This window comes from Paenibacillus sp. KS-LC4, assembly GCF_036894955.1.
In the GTDB taxonomy this organism is placed as follows: Bacteria; Bacillota; Bacilli; order Paenibacillales; family Paenibacillaceae; genus Pristimantibacillus.
In genome coordinates this window covers 1,520,759-1,533,611 of sequence record NZ_CP145905.1, presented here as the reverse complement: position 1 = coordinate 1,533,611, position 12,853 = coordinate 1,520,759, and the positions used below count along the sequence as shown (strand labels likewise).

15 protein-coding genes are annotated in these 12,853 nt (G+C 47.5%); 4 read left to right on the top strand and 11 right to left on the bottom strand.

What is annotated here, in order from left to right; translation table 11 throughout:
* Positions 1–39: 39 nt before the first annotated feature.
* Entirely contained in the window at positions 40–249 is a 210-nt protein-coding gene (locus tag V5J77_RS06570) for an alpha/beta-type small acid-soluble spore protein (protein WP_338554976.1), read from the bottom strand.
* A gap of 136 nt (positions 250–385) precedes the next feature.
* Between V5J77_RS06570 and V5J77_RS06565 the strand changes: the two genes are divergently transcribed.
* A complete protein-coding gene (locus tag V5J77_RS06565; RefSeq protein WP_338554975.1) occupies positions 386–568 on the top strand; it encodes a DUF5325 family protein in 183 nt (60 codons plus the stop codon).
* Here V5J77_RS06565 and trpS read toward each other — a convergent pair.
* On the bottom strand, positions 565–1,554 hold the full coding sequence (gene trpS, locus V5J77_RS06560) for a tryptophan--tRNA ligase (protein ID WP_338554974.1): 990 nt from the start codon (positions 1,552–1,554) through the stop codon (positions 565–567). The two genes, V5J77_RS06565 and trpS, sit on opposite strands and share 4 nt — an antisense overlap.
* 443 nt (positions 1,555–1,997) lie before the next feature.
* Between trpS and V5J77_RS06555 the strand changes: the two genes are divergently transcribed.
* Both V5J77_RS06555 and V5J77_RS06550 read left to right on the top strand, forming a co-directional pair.
* Positions 1,998–3,056, top strand: a complete 1,059-nt coding sequence (locus V5J77_RS06555) for a permease (protein ID WP_338554973.1) — start codon at positions 1,998–2,000, stop codon at positions 3,054–3,056.
* Positions 3,053–3,955: a TIGR03943 family protein gene (locus V5J77_RS06550; protein WP_338554972.1), complete on the top strand. Its 903-nt coding sequence runs from the start codon at positions 3,053–3,055 to the stop codon at positions 3,953–3,955. The genes V5J77_RS06555 and V5J77_RS06550 overlap by 4 nt, the downstream gene beginning before the upstream one ends.
* A 239-nt stretch (positions 3,956–4,194) precedes the next feature.
* Here the strand turns inward: V5J77_RS06550 and V5J77_RS06545 are convergent, their stop codons facing one another.
* Complete coding sequence (locus V5J77_RS06545) at positions 4,195–4,614, bottom strand: O-methyltransferase (protein ID WP_338554971.1); 420 nt, start codon at positions 4,612–4,614, stop codon at positions 4,195–4,197.
* Positions 4,615–4,824: 210 nt separating this feature from the next.
* Positions 4,825–5,622 carry a (2Fe-2S)-binding protein gene (locus V5J77_RS06540; RefSeq protein WP_338554970.1) on the bottom strand — a complete coding sequence of 266 codons (798 nt, stop codon included), beginning with the start codon at positions 5,620–5,622 and terminating at the stop codon, positions 4,825–4,827.
* Between the two features lie 172 nt (positions 5,623–5,794).
* Here V5J77_RS06540 and V5J77_RS06535 point away from each other — a divergent pair, with 172 nt between their 5' ends.
* The gene (locus V5J77_RS06535) at positions 5,795–6,667 is read left to right on the top strand and encodes a polysaccharide deacetylase family protein (protein ID WP_338554969.1); all 873 of its coding nucleotides are present in this window, start codon (positions 5,795–5,797) and stop codon (positions 6,665–6,667) included.
* A gap of 124 nt (positions 6,668–6,791) precedes the next feature.
* Here the strand turns inward: V5J77_RS06535 and V5J77_RS06530 are convergent, their stop codons facing one another.
* The 7 genes from V5J77_RS06530 to V5J77_RS06500 form a co-directional block, all read right to left on the bottom strand.
* Complete coding sequence (locus V5J77_RS06530) at positions 6,792–7,463, bottom strand: 3D domain-containing protein (protein WP_338554968.1); 672 nt, start codon at positions 7,461–7,463, stop codon at positions 6,792–6,794.
* Positions 7,464–7,576: 113 nt separating this feature from the next.
* Positions 7,577–8,353, bottom strand: a complete 777-nt coding sequence (locus V5J77_RS06525) for a CAP domain-containing protein (RefSeq protein WP_338554967.1) — start codon at positions 8,351–8,353, stop codon at positions 7,577–7,579.
* A 366-nt stretch (positions 8,354–8,719) separates the two neighbouring features.
* The gene (locus V5J77_RS06520) at positions 8,720–9,667 is read right to left on the bottom strand and encodes a DUF4097 family beta strand repeat-containing protein (protein WP_338554966.1); all 948 of its coding nucleotides are present in this window, start codon (positions 9,665–9,667) and stop codon (positions 8,720–8,722) included.
* Positions 9,667–10,230, bottom strand: coding sequence for a DUF1700 domain-containing protein (locus V5J77_RS06515; protein WP_338554965.1), 564 nt, complete (start codon positions 10,228–10,230; stop codon positions 9,667–9,669). The genes V5J77_RS06520 and V5J77_RS06515 overlap by 1 nt, the downstream gene beginning before the upstream one ends.
* Positions 10,227–10,547, bottom strand: coding sequence for a PadR family transcriptional regulator (locus tag V5J77_RS06510; protein WP_338554964.1), 321 nt, complete (start codon positions 10,545–10,547; stop codon positions 10,227–10,229). The genes V5J77_RS06515 and V5J77_RS06510 overlap by 4 nt, the downstream gene beginning before the upstream one ends.
* Before the next feature lie 457 nt (positions 10,548–11,004).
* Entirely contained in the window at positions 11,005–12,024 is a 1,020-nt protein-coding gene (locus tag V5J77_RS06505; RefSeq protein WP_338554963.1) for a Gfo/Idh/MocA family oxidoreductase, read from the bottom strand.
* 57 nt (positions 12,025–12,081) lie between these two features.
* Complete coding sequence (locus V5J77_RS06500) at positions 12,082–12,852, bottom strand: sugar phosphate isomerase/epimerase (protein WP_338554962.1); 771 nt, start codon at positions 12,850–12,852, stop codon at positions 12,082–12,084.
* Position 12,853: the final 1 nt, after the last annotated feature.

The window sequence follows — 12,853 nt, the reverse complement described above, 5'->3', positions numbered from 1 at the left end:
CTTCTCTCTTGCGTTGCTTTGTTGTATAGAAAAAAACGATTAACGGTAACCGCCAGACAATTGTTGTTCGGCAATTTGTACTAGTTTTTTCGTAATATATCCACCCAGCGAACCTGCATCGCGAGTCGAAATATTGCCGTAATAACCGTCTGCCGGAATTTGAACACCAAGCTCTTGAGCTGCTTCTAGCTTCAATTGATTCAGAGCTTGCGTTGCTTGTGGCACCACCAATGTGTTACTTCTAGACATTAGGAATTTCTCCTTTCGAATGTACACTGTGATATGTTGCAAGCTTGCAAGCTTATTATGTGCATGACTCAAGAAACTATTCGGCTTTTCAAAAAAATATTATCGGGCGGTTACAGCCCTAGAGGAGAACCTCATTATGTCCAAGCCATTATCGCTGCTTTTCGCCGTCATTGCTGTACTTTTGATGAGCGCTACCGCCATTTCCATGAGCTATAACGCCTGGCTCGCTCTGCTATTTGCTGTCCTTACGTTATTCTCAATCGGCGGAGGCTTCATTGTGAAAGCGAGACTTAGACGGCTAAAGCAGCAAAACAACTAGCGCTTTGGCGCTAGGAAGCCCATTCTTTCTTTTACATCGGCTAGCGTACGATCTGCTATTTCCGCAGCTTGCTCAGCACCCTGCTTCAAAATATCGTGGATTTCGCCCGATGCGCGAATTTCTTGGTATCTCGCTTGCAGCGGCTCCAGCACGGAGACAACCTGCTCAGCCAACGCTTTTTTGAACGGTCCATAGCCTTGTCCTTCATAGCGGGCTTCAACCTCTTCAATCGTCAAGCCTGAACAGTTGGCATAGATGCTCATGAGATTGCTGATTTCTGGCTTGCCCGCTACATCATATTTCACTTCTCGGCCAGAATCCGTTGTCGCACGGCTAATTTTTTTGCGAACGACATCTGGCGGATCGAGCAGAGCAATGAAGCTTCCTGCATTCGGGTTGCTCTTGCTCATTTTTTTGCTGCCATCATCAAGAGACATAATGCGTGAGCCATGCTTAGGCATATAAGGCTCTGGTATAGTAAAATATTCGCCAAAACGATTATTAAATCGGCCTGCAAGATCGCGCGTCAGCTCCAAATGCTGCTTTTGATCGTCACCTACCGGAACCAGATCAGCGTTATAGAGCAAAATATCAGCAGCCATTAAGGATGGATAAACGAACAGCCCTGCCGGAATCGAGTCCTTTCCTTGTGACTTGTCCTTAAATTGCGTCATACGCTCCAGCTCGCCCATATAGGACAGCGTTGTGAAAATCCATCCTAGCTCAGCATGTGACCGCACATGCGACTGAACGAAAATGCTCGCTTTTGCCGGGTCAATACCAGCAGCAATATAACAAGCTGCCACCGCTTCGGTCTGCTCGCGCAGAGCGGCCGGGTCTGGCAGCTGCGTCGCAGCATGCAAGTCAACAATCATAAAATAACATTGCTCGGTATGCTGCAATTTGACGAAGTTTTTCATTGCACCAATGTAATTTCCCAGTGTCAGCTGACCGCTTGGCTGAATGCCTGATAATACTTTTTTCATCCTCAATCTTCCTCTCCAATTTAAAAATCAACGCAAAAAATCCCCCGCCGCAAGGGACGAGGGACCGTGGTGCCACCCTAATTCGCTATCCGTAATCGCCATTATGAAGCGACTTTACAATCGGAACAGCCTTCAATATTCCATAACGGGGAATTTCCGGAGAAGCATTAGCAGCGCGAGTCGCTGCGTTCCGCTTTCGGCTCGGGGGCCCATTCGGCTTCAGGCTTGCACCGGTTCACACCACCCACCGGCTCTCTGGACGCAATTTGCCTGCGCTTACTTGTTCCCTTCATCGCATTTACAATGATTATACAGCGCTAACAGCCAATGTCAAGCAGCAGGGCAGCCGCTTTCGGCTCATAAAGTTGTCCTATTTTGCTTTCCGGCAGCATAAACTATGATATAATCGTAATAATTACTATAAAAAGCGGGTGTGGTTTTATATGCCGATTTTCAGGTTTCGCTACATAAGCTTTCTGCTGGCGCTTGGCTGTGCCGGAATGATTATCGCTATTGCTTTAAATCGGCCCTCACCGTTCGCGTTTCTGGACTATTCACACGCTCAGTCGTTCAAAATTACTTTTTTGAGCATTATTTTAGAGGCTATTCCGTTTATCCTGCTTGGCGTGCTGTTCTCCGGCCTGCTTCAAGTATTCGTCACGGATGAGATCATCCGCAGGTTTACACCTAAAAACCCAATTGCCGGGGTGCTGTTCGGCGGCTTGCTTGGACTTGCTTTTCCGCTATGCGAATGCGGCATGATTCCCGTCGTCAGACGGCTTATCCGCAAAGGCATGCCCGCTTATATCGGCATTGTCTATTTGCTTGCCGGCCCCGTCGTCAACCCAATCGTGTTCACAGCCACCTTTGCCGCTTTTCGCGCAGCTCCAGAAATGGCCTATGCTCGCCTGATTCTTGCTTTTGTGGCGGCGGTAATAATCGGGCTGATTATGCATATGTTCATGCGAAAAAGTCCGCTCCGGGATGAGGGCAATCCACAGCTGGCTGTCCATTCCAGTCATAGTAAACATTATGGACACCAGCATGATCATAGCCATTCTCACGAGCATCATCACGCGGAACCTCGGGGCAGTCTCGGCAGCCGATTGTCTGCCATGCTAGGCCATGCTTCCGATGAATTTTTTGAAATGGGTAAATATTTAATTTTCGGCGCTATGCTAACGGCTGCGATTCAGACTATTATGGATCGGAGTGTGCTTGCGACGGTAGCCGATCAGCCGTTGCTATCCTATATGGCGATGATGGCTTTCGCTTTTATTTTATCGATTTGCTCAACATCGGATGCCTTTATCGCTGCTTCCTTCGGCAATGTGTTTACAAGCGGCCCGCTGCTCGCCTTTCTCGTATTTGGCCCAATGATTGATTTTAAAAATATGCTTATGCTGCTGTCCGCCTTTCGGCTCAAAATTGTACTGGCGCTCGCCTTGCTCTGCTTCATACTGGTTGGACTCGGAGCCTGGATTATGGAGGTATGGACATGAAGCATCATCTGCTTAGAGCACTTATATTAACGGCATTCGCCTTGCTTATCGTTTATTTATCCCGCACTAATCAGCTCTCCCTTTATATTGCGCCAAGGATGGAGCTCTATGTCAAACTGTCTGCTCTTGGATTGTATGCCGCAGCCATTCATCAGCTGTTTCTCGCATTGAAAGAGCGGCGCCAGCAGCACAAGCATTCGGCTGAATGCGGATGTGAGCATGCCCCATCGCCGTCCGTGTTCAAAAACACGGTCATTTACAGCCTGTTTATTTTCCCGCTGGCGCTCGGCTTCTTCTCGCCTGCCGGTGTACTGGGGAGTAAGGCCGCAGCGAAGAAGGGCGTAAGCTTCACGGCTTCTACGACAGTCCAGCCACTCGGTTACGAGCCCGACCAGCTTGCCGCTTCTTTGCCTGAGCCGTCCGCTTCCATTGCGCCAAAGCCGCTGACATTAGCAGAGCGTTTCCCGTATGATGAATACACGAAGGCCCATGCCGAATATGGCATGAAGCTGTATCAGAAGCCGGAAATCGCCATCCCGGAAGCGACTTATATCGAGACGTTAACAACACTCGATTTGTTTCGAGATAATTTTATGGACAAAACGATTGATATCAGCGGTTTTATTTACAAAGAAGCTGACATGGGGGAGCAGCGTTTTGCCGTTAGCCGCTTTGCCATGACCTGCTGCTCGGCAGATGCCATTCCGTATGGTTTAATGGTTCAAGTAAGCCATGCAGACGATTATAAGGAATTTGCCGCAGATGATTGGGTACAAGTATCGGGCAAGCTGATGACCTCCATGTATAATGGCAACGAAATTTTGACCTTAAAGCTGGACACGATTAAACGGATTAAGGCACCCGAATCGCCTTATGTCTATGCGAATTTTGATTTTTAGCTTTATTACATACGAAACCAAGCAAATACGACTTCGTCGTCCTTCTAGGACGTGCGAAAAGCTTTGCCTTAGAAATATAAGCCTATTTATAAATGAAAAACCTATAAATTCTTATATTTGAACAAGAAGGAGCCTTCGAAGCCGCTTCATATACAGCGGCTCCGAAGGCTCCTTCTCTATAAATCGCTATATTCATTAAATGCTGAAATCTCAGCGCACAGCCTGCTATATTCCCTGCTTTATTCAGCACCAGGATACAGCTCGCGTAAATTCGATTGGCGCGGCTGCTTATATCGGTAGCTCCAGTTCGACGTATTGTAATTTGACTCATAACAGACGCTTGCCGACCATGATCCAGCCCCATTCTTTACAGCAAAATCATACATAATCTCGCCATGCGTCCAATTGCGTCTATATTTAAGACCCTCTATCGCCATCTTGCGAAAATCCTGCACCTGCTTAGCGGTCATGCCTGAGCTCAGCTTTTCAAACTGACCATTTCTCGTCTCTAGAGGATTATGCCTCATGCCAAATTTCCCAACCGCATTGTTGCGGATATGTATACATACCGTTCCTGCAATCGCATTCATTAATTCCTCCTCCAATTGCCGAAACACAAAATCAACTTGTCTTGCCAGCGACATTGAATCCAACTCCATACCCACATTCCTCCTAGTTGTAAAATAGTCATTATATATAAGCGTTTCCCTAATTATCTCTATATGTATAGTTCTTGGGACTCATTATAGTTCAAATATCATGAAGTTACAATAAGAAAATTCGCAATTTTCAGTTAATTGAGGTTAAAAAAAGATCATTGCCACCTTATATGATGCATGAGCGACAATGATCTGATATTTGGACAAGTACTATTTCAGCTTTGCGCGGTGCTCGCTTCGACGCTGATCCCGTTCCGTATTGCTAATACGTGGACAGGTATAACAGTAACGGCCGCCTTCGACTTTATAATAATGGCAGCAAGCATATTTAATACGCATCTGTTTTTCCGGGTCATCAATGGCTTCCGTATATTGAAACTTAACATCCAGCGGGTTCCTTTTGCGATTAAAAATCGCAGGATCAAGCGTCTTCATCATCTTATACAGCCTATCAACGGATTCCTTCACCGCTTCGCTTTCCGAGGAATCCATTATGACGCCATACTCATACGCAAGCGAAGTGGGCAGCTGCCCCCACAGCAGGCTAGCTTTCGCCGTTCCAGCCCGCTCTATACTATGAAAGAATGGAGCAAGGGTGTCGTGAAAAAAAACTTCAAGCCGCGCACGCACCCATTCGCCAGCCTCCTTCTCCTCCAGAGATGGAGACTCCAGCAGCTCAGCGTTGTTCAGCTTGAAATACACATGATAATATCCATCTGCTTTGCAAATGTATAGCGTCAAATTATCCAACGACAAATTTGGGGCCATGCGATATTTTGCCAGCAAATAAACGAGCGCCAGCAGCGGCCTGCGAAACCAGAAGGCCGCATAAACCTCAGCAACAATTTGCTCCATTCCATTCACAAGCGGCTGATATAATTCAAGTAGCTCCTCCATCACAGACTGTTCAAGCAAGGCCGCAGCAGCACTTGTGTAGACCACCTCCGCAGGTTCATCTGTAATCAGATTAAACCGCTCCTTTAACAGTCGATACATATATTCATTCATTTGCTCTACCTGGATCGAAGATATTCATAATGCTTCAAACCTCCATCTTATGTTTTAATCCCATTCATTTTAAGCCTGTGCCCTTCCCTTGTAAAGCGGATGAAAGGCGTTATTTAGGGGAAAATAGCGTTTATTAAGGCTATATGCCTGACCGAATGGAGGACCTCAAGAAATGCGCCAGCGCCTGAATAAATTGATGATTTTGCTGCTCATTATCTCCACCTTTCTAACATCCGCGGAAGCGCTGAGTGCAAGCTCTAGTGCAAGCTCTAATGCAAGCACCCAGCTCGCGGCCATAGCAGACAGCAGCGGCAGTCTAAGTCAGGCGGATAAAGCCAAGTCAGGCAAAAAAGGCAAAAAACGCCGCACCGACAGCATGTCATGGGTTAAGCTGCAGCAGCGCTATCCCGGCGCCTATTTTCTTAATGGATCACGCCTAAAAAAAGAGGCTGCGCTAACCTTCGATGATGCTCCCGACCCTCGCTTTACGCCTGCCATTCTGGATATATTGGCGAAGCATCATGTACAGGCAACTTTTTTTCTTGTTGGCACGAGAGCGAGTAAGCATCCCGAAATCGTAAAAAGAATTCATCGCGAAGGCCACATCATTGGCAATCATTCCTACAATCATGAGGTGATGTCGAGGCTGTCACCGAATGCGTTTCATCGTCAGGTGTGGCAAACCGATGCGATCCTTAGTCGAATGATTCCGTATCATCCGCACTTTTTTCGGCCACCCTATGGCGAAATGCTGCCTAAACAGGTCGCTTGGGCGCAAAACAACGGCTATATCGTTGTAAATTGGGATGTTGATTCAGCAGATTGGAAAAACAACCCATCGAGTAAGGTTATTTTAAGCAATATGCATAGGACACTTCGCCCAGGCTCTATCATTCTACAGCATGCCGGTGGCGGCGCTGCGCAAAGCCTCTCCGGCACAATCGAGGCGCTGCCGCAGCTCATCGCCTCCCTCCAGCAGAAGGGCTATCGCATAGTCACCCTGCCAGAGCTGCTCGGCAAAAGTGCGGAAAGACGCATCCGTTAGCCGCACTCTGATATACAAAAAGACCCAGCGCTCCTCGGTGGCGAGGAACGCTGGACTTGGACATAGGGTTATTGGAAACGGAGTGAAATTTGATCGCGCTGCAAACCTATTTTGACGTAATGCTCTAATTGACTATATATACTTTGACATCCTGAATGCCAAAGCTTTTTGCAGTAGCTGTACTTCCTGGTACAAAAATATCAATGCGATTGCCTTTAATCGCGCCACCCATATCATTGGCTACAGCAATCATGCCGCCACCCGGCAAACCATCATAATCGTAGCCTGTCACATAAAGCTTCGTTCCAAGCGGAATAACCGAGGAATCTACAGCCACTGTTCCTACTTTAAGCGGATTTCCAAAATAATCGACAGCGCCCCATTTTCCATTTTCCGAGGCTGCCGCTGTGTAAGCAGTCGCTTTGACATTCAGCTGCTTGCTGAACGTATAGCTATTGCCATCGCTTGCCATAATGCTTTTTGCAGACAAGCTTTCCGCTTTAATCGTCGCTGCCGCTTTTGGCAGTGCCTGAGCGCTGACTTTCGCCGCACGATCTGAATTAGAATTAGCCGCCGCAACCGGAACATTCAATTTCATGCCTACCATTATGTTCAGCGGATTAATTTTTGGATTAGCCGCTAGCAGTTTGTCTAAATCAACCTTATACTGCTGGGACAGCTTCCAAAATGTATCGCCATCTGCCGCTTTATGTGTTTGAACCGCCGCGTTAGCGGGGGCTGCTGCAAGCGCGCAGGAAAGCACGAGAGCAGCAGCCGAAATACTAAGCTTTTTCATCACAAATATCCTCCAAAATCAATTAAGTCCATTGTTTACTTAGCCGCGCGGGCTAGATAGCTGCGCGGCGTGAAAGAAAGAGTTAGCTTATAATTGCCCGCTTTAATTCATTTCTAGTTCGTAAATTCTTGTACCCATTGGCCATTGTAATAACCAACACCGATTTTGCCGAAGTTTTTGCTCAAAATATTTGCTTTGTGGCCCGCGCTGTTCATCCATGCAGTCATAACCTCGGACGGGTTGCGTTGTCCGGCAGCAATGTTCTCACCAGCGTAAGAGTAGCTAACACCGAAGCTCTTCATCATATCAAACGGCGACCCGTAGGTTGGGGAGGTATGGCTGAAATATTTGTTGTCGGCCATATCCTTCGCTTTGGCAACAGCAACTTTTGTAAGCAACGCATCAACCGTCAAAGCTGGAAGACCCGCGCTTGCACGCTCTTGGTTTACAATTTTGACTACTTCGCTTTGATAAGCGCTTTGATCAACCGTTGTACCGCTTCCCGTATTCGAAGAACCAGAGCCTGTTCCAGTCGTTGGCTTCGTTGTTCCTGTTGTACCAGAGCCTGTGCTTGGTTTCGTGCTGCCAGTGGAACCTGAGCCTGTGCTTGGCTTCGTCGTTCCTGTGCTCGGCTGCGTTGCTCCTGTATTTGTTGTTGCTGTGTTAGGGAAGTTGATTGTAATACCGTTAAAGTTAATCTTGCTCAAATCAATTCCGTATTGCTCCGCAATTTGCTTCAACAAGTCTTGGTCTATGCTATAAGCAGTAATCTTGGAGTTCGCCTTCACTACTGGTGCTGCTCCCACCGTCGATGGTGCTGCTACGCCTGCACCGATTAATGCGGCTGCGGCAACGGCAGCGACACCTACTTTAAATGGTTGCTTCTTCATTATGAAATCTCCTCCTCGAAGTTGTGTGTAATTTGTGTGTGCCGGTCATCCCGACGCAAACTATCGTAACATGGCATTTGGACGGTTACACGGCTCAAAAAATGGTAAAACAAGCGATTTCCTCGTGTTTTAAACCGTTTTCAGGCGTTTATGAGAAACTGCTCACTTTGCTAAGGCGGCTGAAAGAACAGCCGCGACTGAATTTTCCCGCTCTATGCCTCCCTGTATTTGAAATAAACGCTCCGCCATATTAGAATCCGCTCATAAACCTCTCATTTCCCAAGTGAAAACCGTTTAAAAAACAGAAAAAAGCCCCGCTGCGCTTGGCTTTGCGGGACTTTCAGCTTACTGCTTGTTATACATATGCTATTTAACCGCAATATTGCCCGAGCTGGTTTTCAAATCTATGGAGATCGCCGAGCCAGCCCCAATTGTTCCAGCAAAGGAACGGTCATCCTCTTTTTCCACTTGAACCTCGTTCCATTCCACCTTCTGGCTGCCAGATGAAGTTTTCAGCTTAAGCTCAGCAGACTTTGGCGGCTGCTCCGCTTCAACGACGATATTGCCCGAGGTAACATCGAGCTTTATGCTGTGAGTAATTTCTTTCACTTCAACTTTTATGTTACCGCTGCTCGCTTTGCCATCCAGCTCTCCCGTGCCATTAATAAAGCTTGCTTCACCGCTTGTCGCATTGAACTTGACCGTTTCTGCCTTATAGTTCTTGACCTTTATGTTGCCAGAGCTGACATCCAGCTTCATGCTTTCCCCAGTCACACCAAGCAGCTCAATTTCTCCACTAGTCGTTTCATATTCCATCTCATTTGCAGACAAGTTCTCACCCTTCAAGCGTCCTGAAGAGGTTAGCATCACCAAAGTGCGACTGCTCATATCGGACGCGCCGATGTTGCCGCTGCTTGCTTTCAACATCACTTCATCCCAGTTGCGCTCCGGCAGCTCAACAATAAGCTTAAGGAAAGAAAAGTTGATGCCTATAGTAAAACCCGTATTATATGAGCTTTTGATAACTAATTGATCACCGACCTGCTCGGCTTCGAGCTTTGCCTTGTTCAAATATTTCGAGCTTACGCGTCCTTCCATTCGTGCAACAATTTGATCTGAGCTGCCACGCACTACTTCAATGTCCATCGAGCCTGACTCTACCGTCAAGCTGCTTACGCCAGCAGCATCAACGCTCTTCTGCTGGCTCACAGGCTTCGTTCCGAAGGACAGCAGCTCATCCCAGCTAAAGGTGTATATCATACCAGCTAAGCCGATCCCGACTAAAATAAGTGCAACAGCCACTAGCTTTCTCATTATTTTTTCCCCCTGATGATTCTCGTATTAAACTTCAAATATTTAACCGTTGCAGCGAAAAACCCTTTTGTCAGAGCATTAACGCCTACACCGAGCAAAATACTCAATCCAATGAGGACAAGCCCGATAGAGGCTGCCTGGGCGAGTGTAAACATGCCGCTCCACGTGCTCTCCAGCACCGTTGTGACGCCTGCCAATCCAATCGCAAAGCTAGTCGCCCATAGGGCAATAAGCACGCCAACAGCAGCCACATAAGGCCCTAGTACAAATACGATATTGAAAAATCCCAAGCTCACCGTTGCAAGCACCGCCTTAGTCGTATTACCGAAGCCTTTGTCCACTTCGGCCCGCTCTACTTTATAACCAAGCAGCAGCTCGCTCGCAATCTGCTTCGGATCACCCAGCTCCAAGGCCGCCTCATGCTCGCTCTGCCCATGCTCCTCCGCCTGTTGAAAATGACTATAATAATCGAACAGCCACTCGCGCCGCTGCTGCTCCGGCACATTGGCTAGCAGTCTCTCCAGCTCGCTCATATATTTTTGTTTCGTCATCATCATGGTCATGGTCGAATCCCTTCCTCAATAATTTCGTTTACAGCTGTCGAGAAGCTCGACCATTCCACAATGAGCGCTCTCATATGCAGCCAGCCTGCCTCTGTCAGCTGATAATATTTGCGTGGCGGCCCTTCATTCGATTCCTTGAGATAAGTCGAGAAGTAGCCTTCCTGCGTTAGACGGTTGAGGAGCGGGTATACACTTCCTACGGCTACCTCGAACTTGGAAGATATTTTCACCGCCAGCTCATAGCCGTAACGGTCTCCCTCCGACGTCAAGACGAGAACACATAGCTCCAGTACACCTTTCTTAAACTGCACATTCATAATCGACGCTCCTTGCTTTCCTTGATATGCTATTGCAGTCACTATTCGATAATGTCGAATAGCGAACGATACGTATTCGCTGTTAAACTTAATTTACCATATGCTATTCTATAATACTATATACTAAGCAAAAAATAATACCAGCGCCCGAGCGTCTCTCCTCCTTGAGACGGAGAGACGTTAAATATGCTAGTGAAACGAGTTGTCGCACTGCTGCGCGAAAGGTTTGGCTTCCGATCGTCATTGCCCTTGCATTTCATGAATTACATCGCCAAGCGGTCGAAATGCAAAGGCAAAAACGAACGCTATCGCTTCTCCAGCTCAAACCTTTCTCTCCACTTGCTTACCGTTTCACCACCAAATTTAAAAGCCTTCACCCTATAAGTCGGCGAAGGCAGTTTTTTGTAGGGATAACCCGCTTAGCTTGTTATCCTTACCATATATCAATGAATCATCATTAGTTGATGTCGATGAATTTGCCTGTCGCTTGGGATTCGAAGGCGCTCAAAATAACTTTAAGCGATTTGCGGCCCTCTTCGCCCGTTACAGCAGGTGTTGTGTCATTAACGATGGAATCAATGAATTTATCAATTACGAAACTCGACAGCTGCTTCTCATTTGTGGAGATTTCACCTGTTTTGTAGCGCTCTACTGTACCATCGCGCAGTTCAATAATTACTTGATCATCCGGGTGCGTACCGATTTTCATAACGCCTTTGGAGCCCCACAAAATCGTGCTATTGTCCTCGCCTTTATAATAAGTCCAGCTAGCTACAAGCGAACCCATCGCGCCGCTCTTCATGCGAAGTATGCAGTTCGCGTTGTCGTCAACATCGCTGTCTTTGTCTACTGTGCCCACGAAGCCAGCAATTTGCGCCACTTCATCGTCCAGCAGCCAGCGGATCAGGTCGGATTTGTGCACGCCAAGATCGCCCATTGCGCCCATAATCGCTTCCGGCTTGCGGAAAAACCAGCTTTCTGCGCCGTCAATGCTCCATGCATCCGGGCCTGGGTGACCAAACGACGTACGGAAGGTCAAAACTTTGCCGATAATGCCCGTTTTCAGCAATTCCTTCGCCTTTACATGCGGAGGCATAAAGCGTTGGTTATGTCCAACCATCAGCTTAACGCCATTTTTCGCTGCCGCTTCAATCATTGCTGCCGCTTCTTCATCCGTAGCTGCCATCGGCTTCTCAACCAATACATGTGCGCCAGCGTTTGCTGCTGCAATGGCTACTGGAGCGTGAAGCGCATTCGGTGTACATACACTAACCGCATCCGGCTTGATTTCAGCCAGCATCGTCTCATAATCTGCAAAAGCTTTGCCGCCATGCTTCTCCGCATAGCCTTCTGCACGCTCAATAACCGGATCAACGAATGCAACTAATTCTACATTTGCATTGTCTGCATATTCGGGAATGTGACGATATTTGGAGATGGAACCGCAACCTACTACTGCTACTCTGATTTTGCTCATGAAATGTATCCCTGCCTTCTCAATAATTAATGTATAGGGTCAAGCAAAATTTGTATATTAAGCGCTCAAAAAGTTCTTTTTCAGCCAGTCCATGCTTTCTGCTACTGCTTCAATCGGCGGATTCGCACAAGTATCCTGCTCAACGATCAGCCATTCTACACCCGCTTCAACTGCGCTATTAATGATAGGAAGCAGCGGAAGGTCGCCGCGGCCCAGTTCTACCGTATCAATTGGCAGCTGGCCATTGTTGTCGCGGTAGTCCTTCAAATGAAGCAAAGGCAGGCGTCCTGCATATTTCGCAATGTATGCGAGCGGGTCTTTGCCGGAAAATTGCACCCATCCGATATCCATTTCTACTTTTAGCAGCTCAGGGCTGATTCGCTCATAAAGCGCATCAAATACTTCTTTGCCGTCGATTTCCACTTTAAATTCAAAATCATGGTTATGATAAGCAAAATCAATTCCCGCCTCGCGGAAACGCTTGCCATACTCCTCAAAAGCTACAAAATGCTTCGCCCAAGCTTCAGCGCTGCGCTGATCATCCAGCAAATAAGGACAAATCGCATATTTTGCGCCAATTGTTTTCAAGTAAGCGATTTCTTCATCCAGCTGGCTTTCCAGCAAATGCAGGCCGATATGGCTTCCGATTGCCTTCAGTCCAAGCTCCTGAAGCAAATCACGCATTTTCTCCGCTTCAATACCGCCATAACCCGCAAATTCCACGCCTTCATAGCCCATTGCCGCAACCTTGCGAAGCGTCCCCTCGAAGTCTTCCGCTGTCGCGTCACGGAGCGTATACAATTGCAAACCAATTCCGATTTGTCCCACT

What these genes read in the sequence shown, in the direction of transcription:
- V5J77_RS06510 (WP_338554964.1), bottom strand. Translation starts at nt 10,547, where the DNA reads ATGAATGTGCAGTTTAAGAAAGGTGTACTGGAGCTATGTGTTCTCGTC.
- V5J77_RS06545 (WP_338554971.1), bottom strand. Translation starts at nt 4,614, where the DNA reads ATGGAGTTGGATTCAATGTCGCTGGCAAGACAAGTTGATTTTGTGTTT.
- V5J77_RS06530 (WP_338554968.1), bottom strand. Translation starts at nt 7,463, where the DNA reads ATGAAAAAGCTTAGTATTTCGGCTGCTGCTCTCGTGCTTTCCTGCGCG.
- V5J77_RS06555 (WP_338554973.1), top strand. Translation starts at nt 1,998, where the DNA reads ATGCCGATTTTCAGGTTTCGCTACATAAGCTTTCTGCTGGCGCTTGGC.
- V5J77_RS06525 (WP_338554967.1), bottom strand. Translation starts at nt 8,353, where the DNA reads ATGAAGAAGCAACCATTTAAAGTAGGTGTCGCTGCCGTTGCCGCAGCC.
- V5J77_RS06565 (WP_338554975.1), top strand. Translation starts at nt 386, where the DNA reads ATGTCCAAGCCATTATCGCTGCTTTTCGCCGTCATTGCTGTACTTTTG.
- V5J77_RS06540 (WP_338554970.1), bottom strand. Translation starts at nt 5,622, where the DNA reads ATGAATGAATATATGTATCGACTGTTAAAGGAGCGGTTTAATCTGATT.
- V5J77_RS06550 (WP_338554972.1), top strand. Translation starts at nt 3,053, where the DNA reads ATGAAGCATCATCTGCTTAGAGCACTTATATTAACGGCATTCGCCTTG.
- trpS (WP_338554974.1), bottom strand. Translation starts at nt 1,554, where the DNA reads ATGAAAAAAGTATTATCAGGCATTCAGCCAAGCGGTCAGCTGACACTG.
- V5J77_RS06570 (WP_338554976.1), bottom strand. Translation starts at nt 249, where the DNA reads ATGTCTAGAAGTAACACATTGGTGGTGCCACAAGCAACGCAAGCTCTG.
- V5J77_RS06535 (WP_338554969.1), top strand. Translation starts at nt 5,795, where the DNA reads ATGCGCCAGCGCCTGAATAAATTGATGATTTTGCTGCTCATTATCTCC.
- V5J77_RS06515 (WP_338554965.1), bottom strand. Translation starts at nt 10,230, where the DNA reads ATGACCATGATGATGACGAAACAAAAATATATGAGCGAGCTGGAGAGA.
- V5J77_RS06505 (WP_338554963.1), bottom strand. Translation starts at nt 12,024, where the DNA reads ATGAGCAAAATCAGAGTAGCAGTAGTAGGTTGCGGTTCCATCTCCAAA.
- V5J77_RS06520 (WP_338554966.1), bottom strand. Translation starts at nt 9,667, where the DNA reads ATGAGAAAGCTAGTGGCTGTTGCACTTATTTTAGTCGGGATCGGCTTA.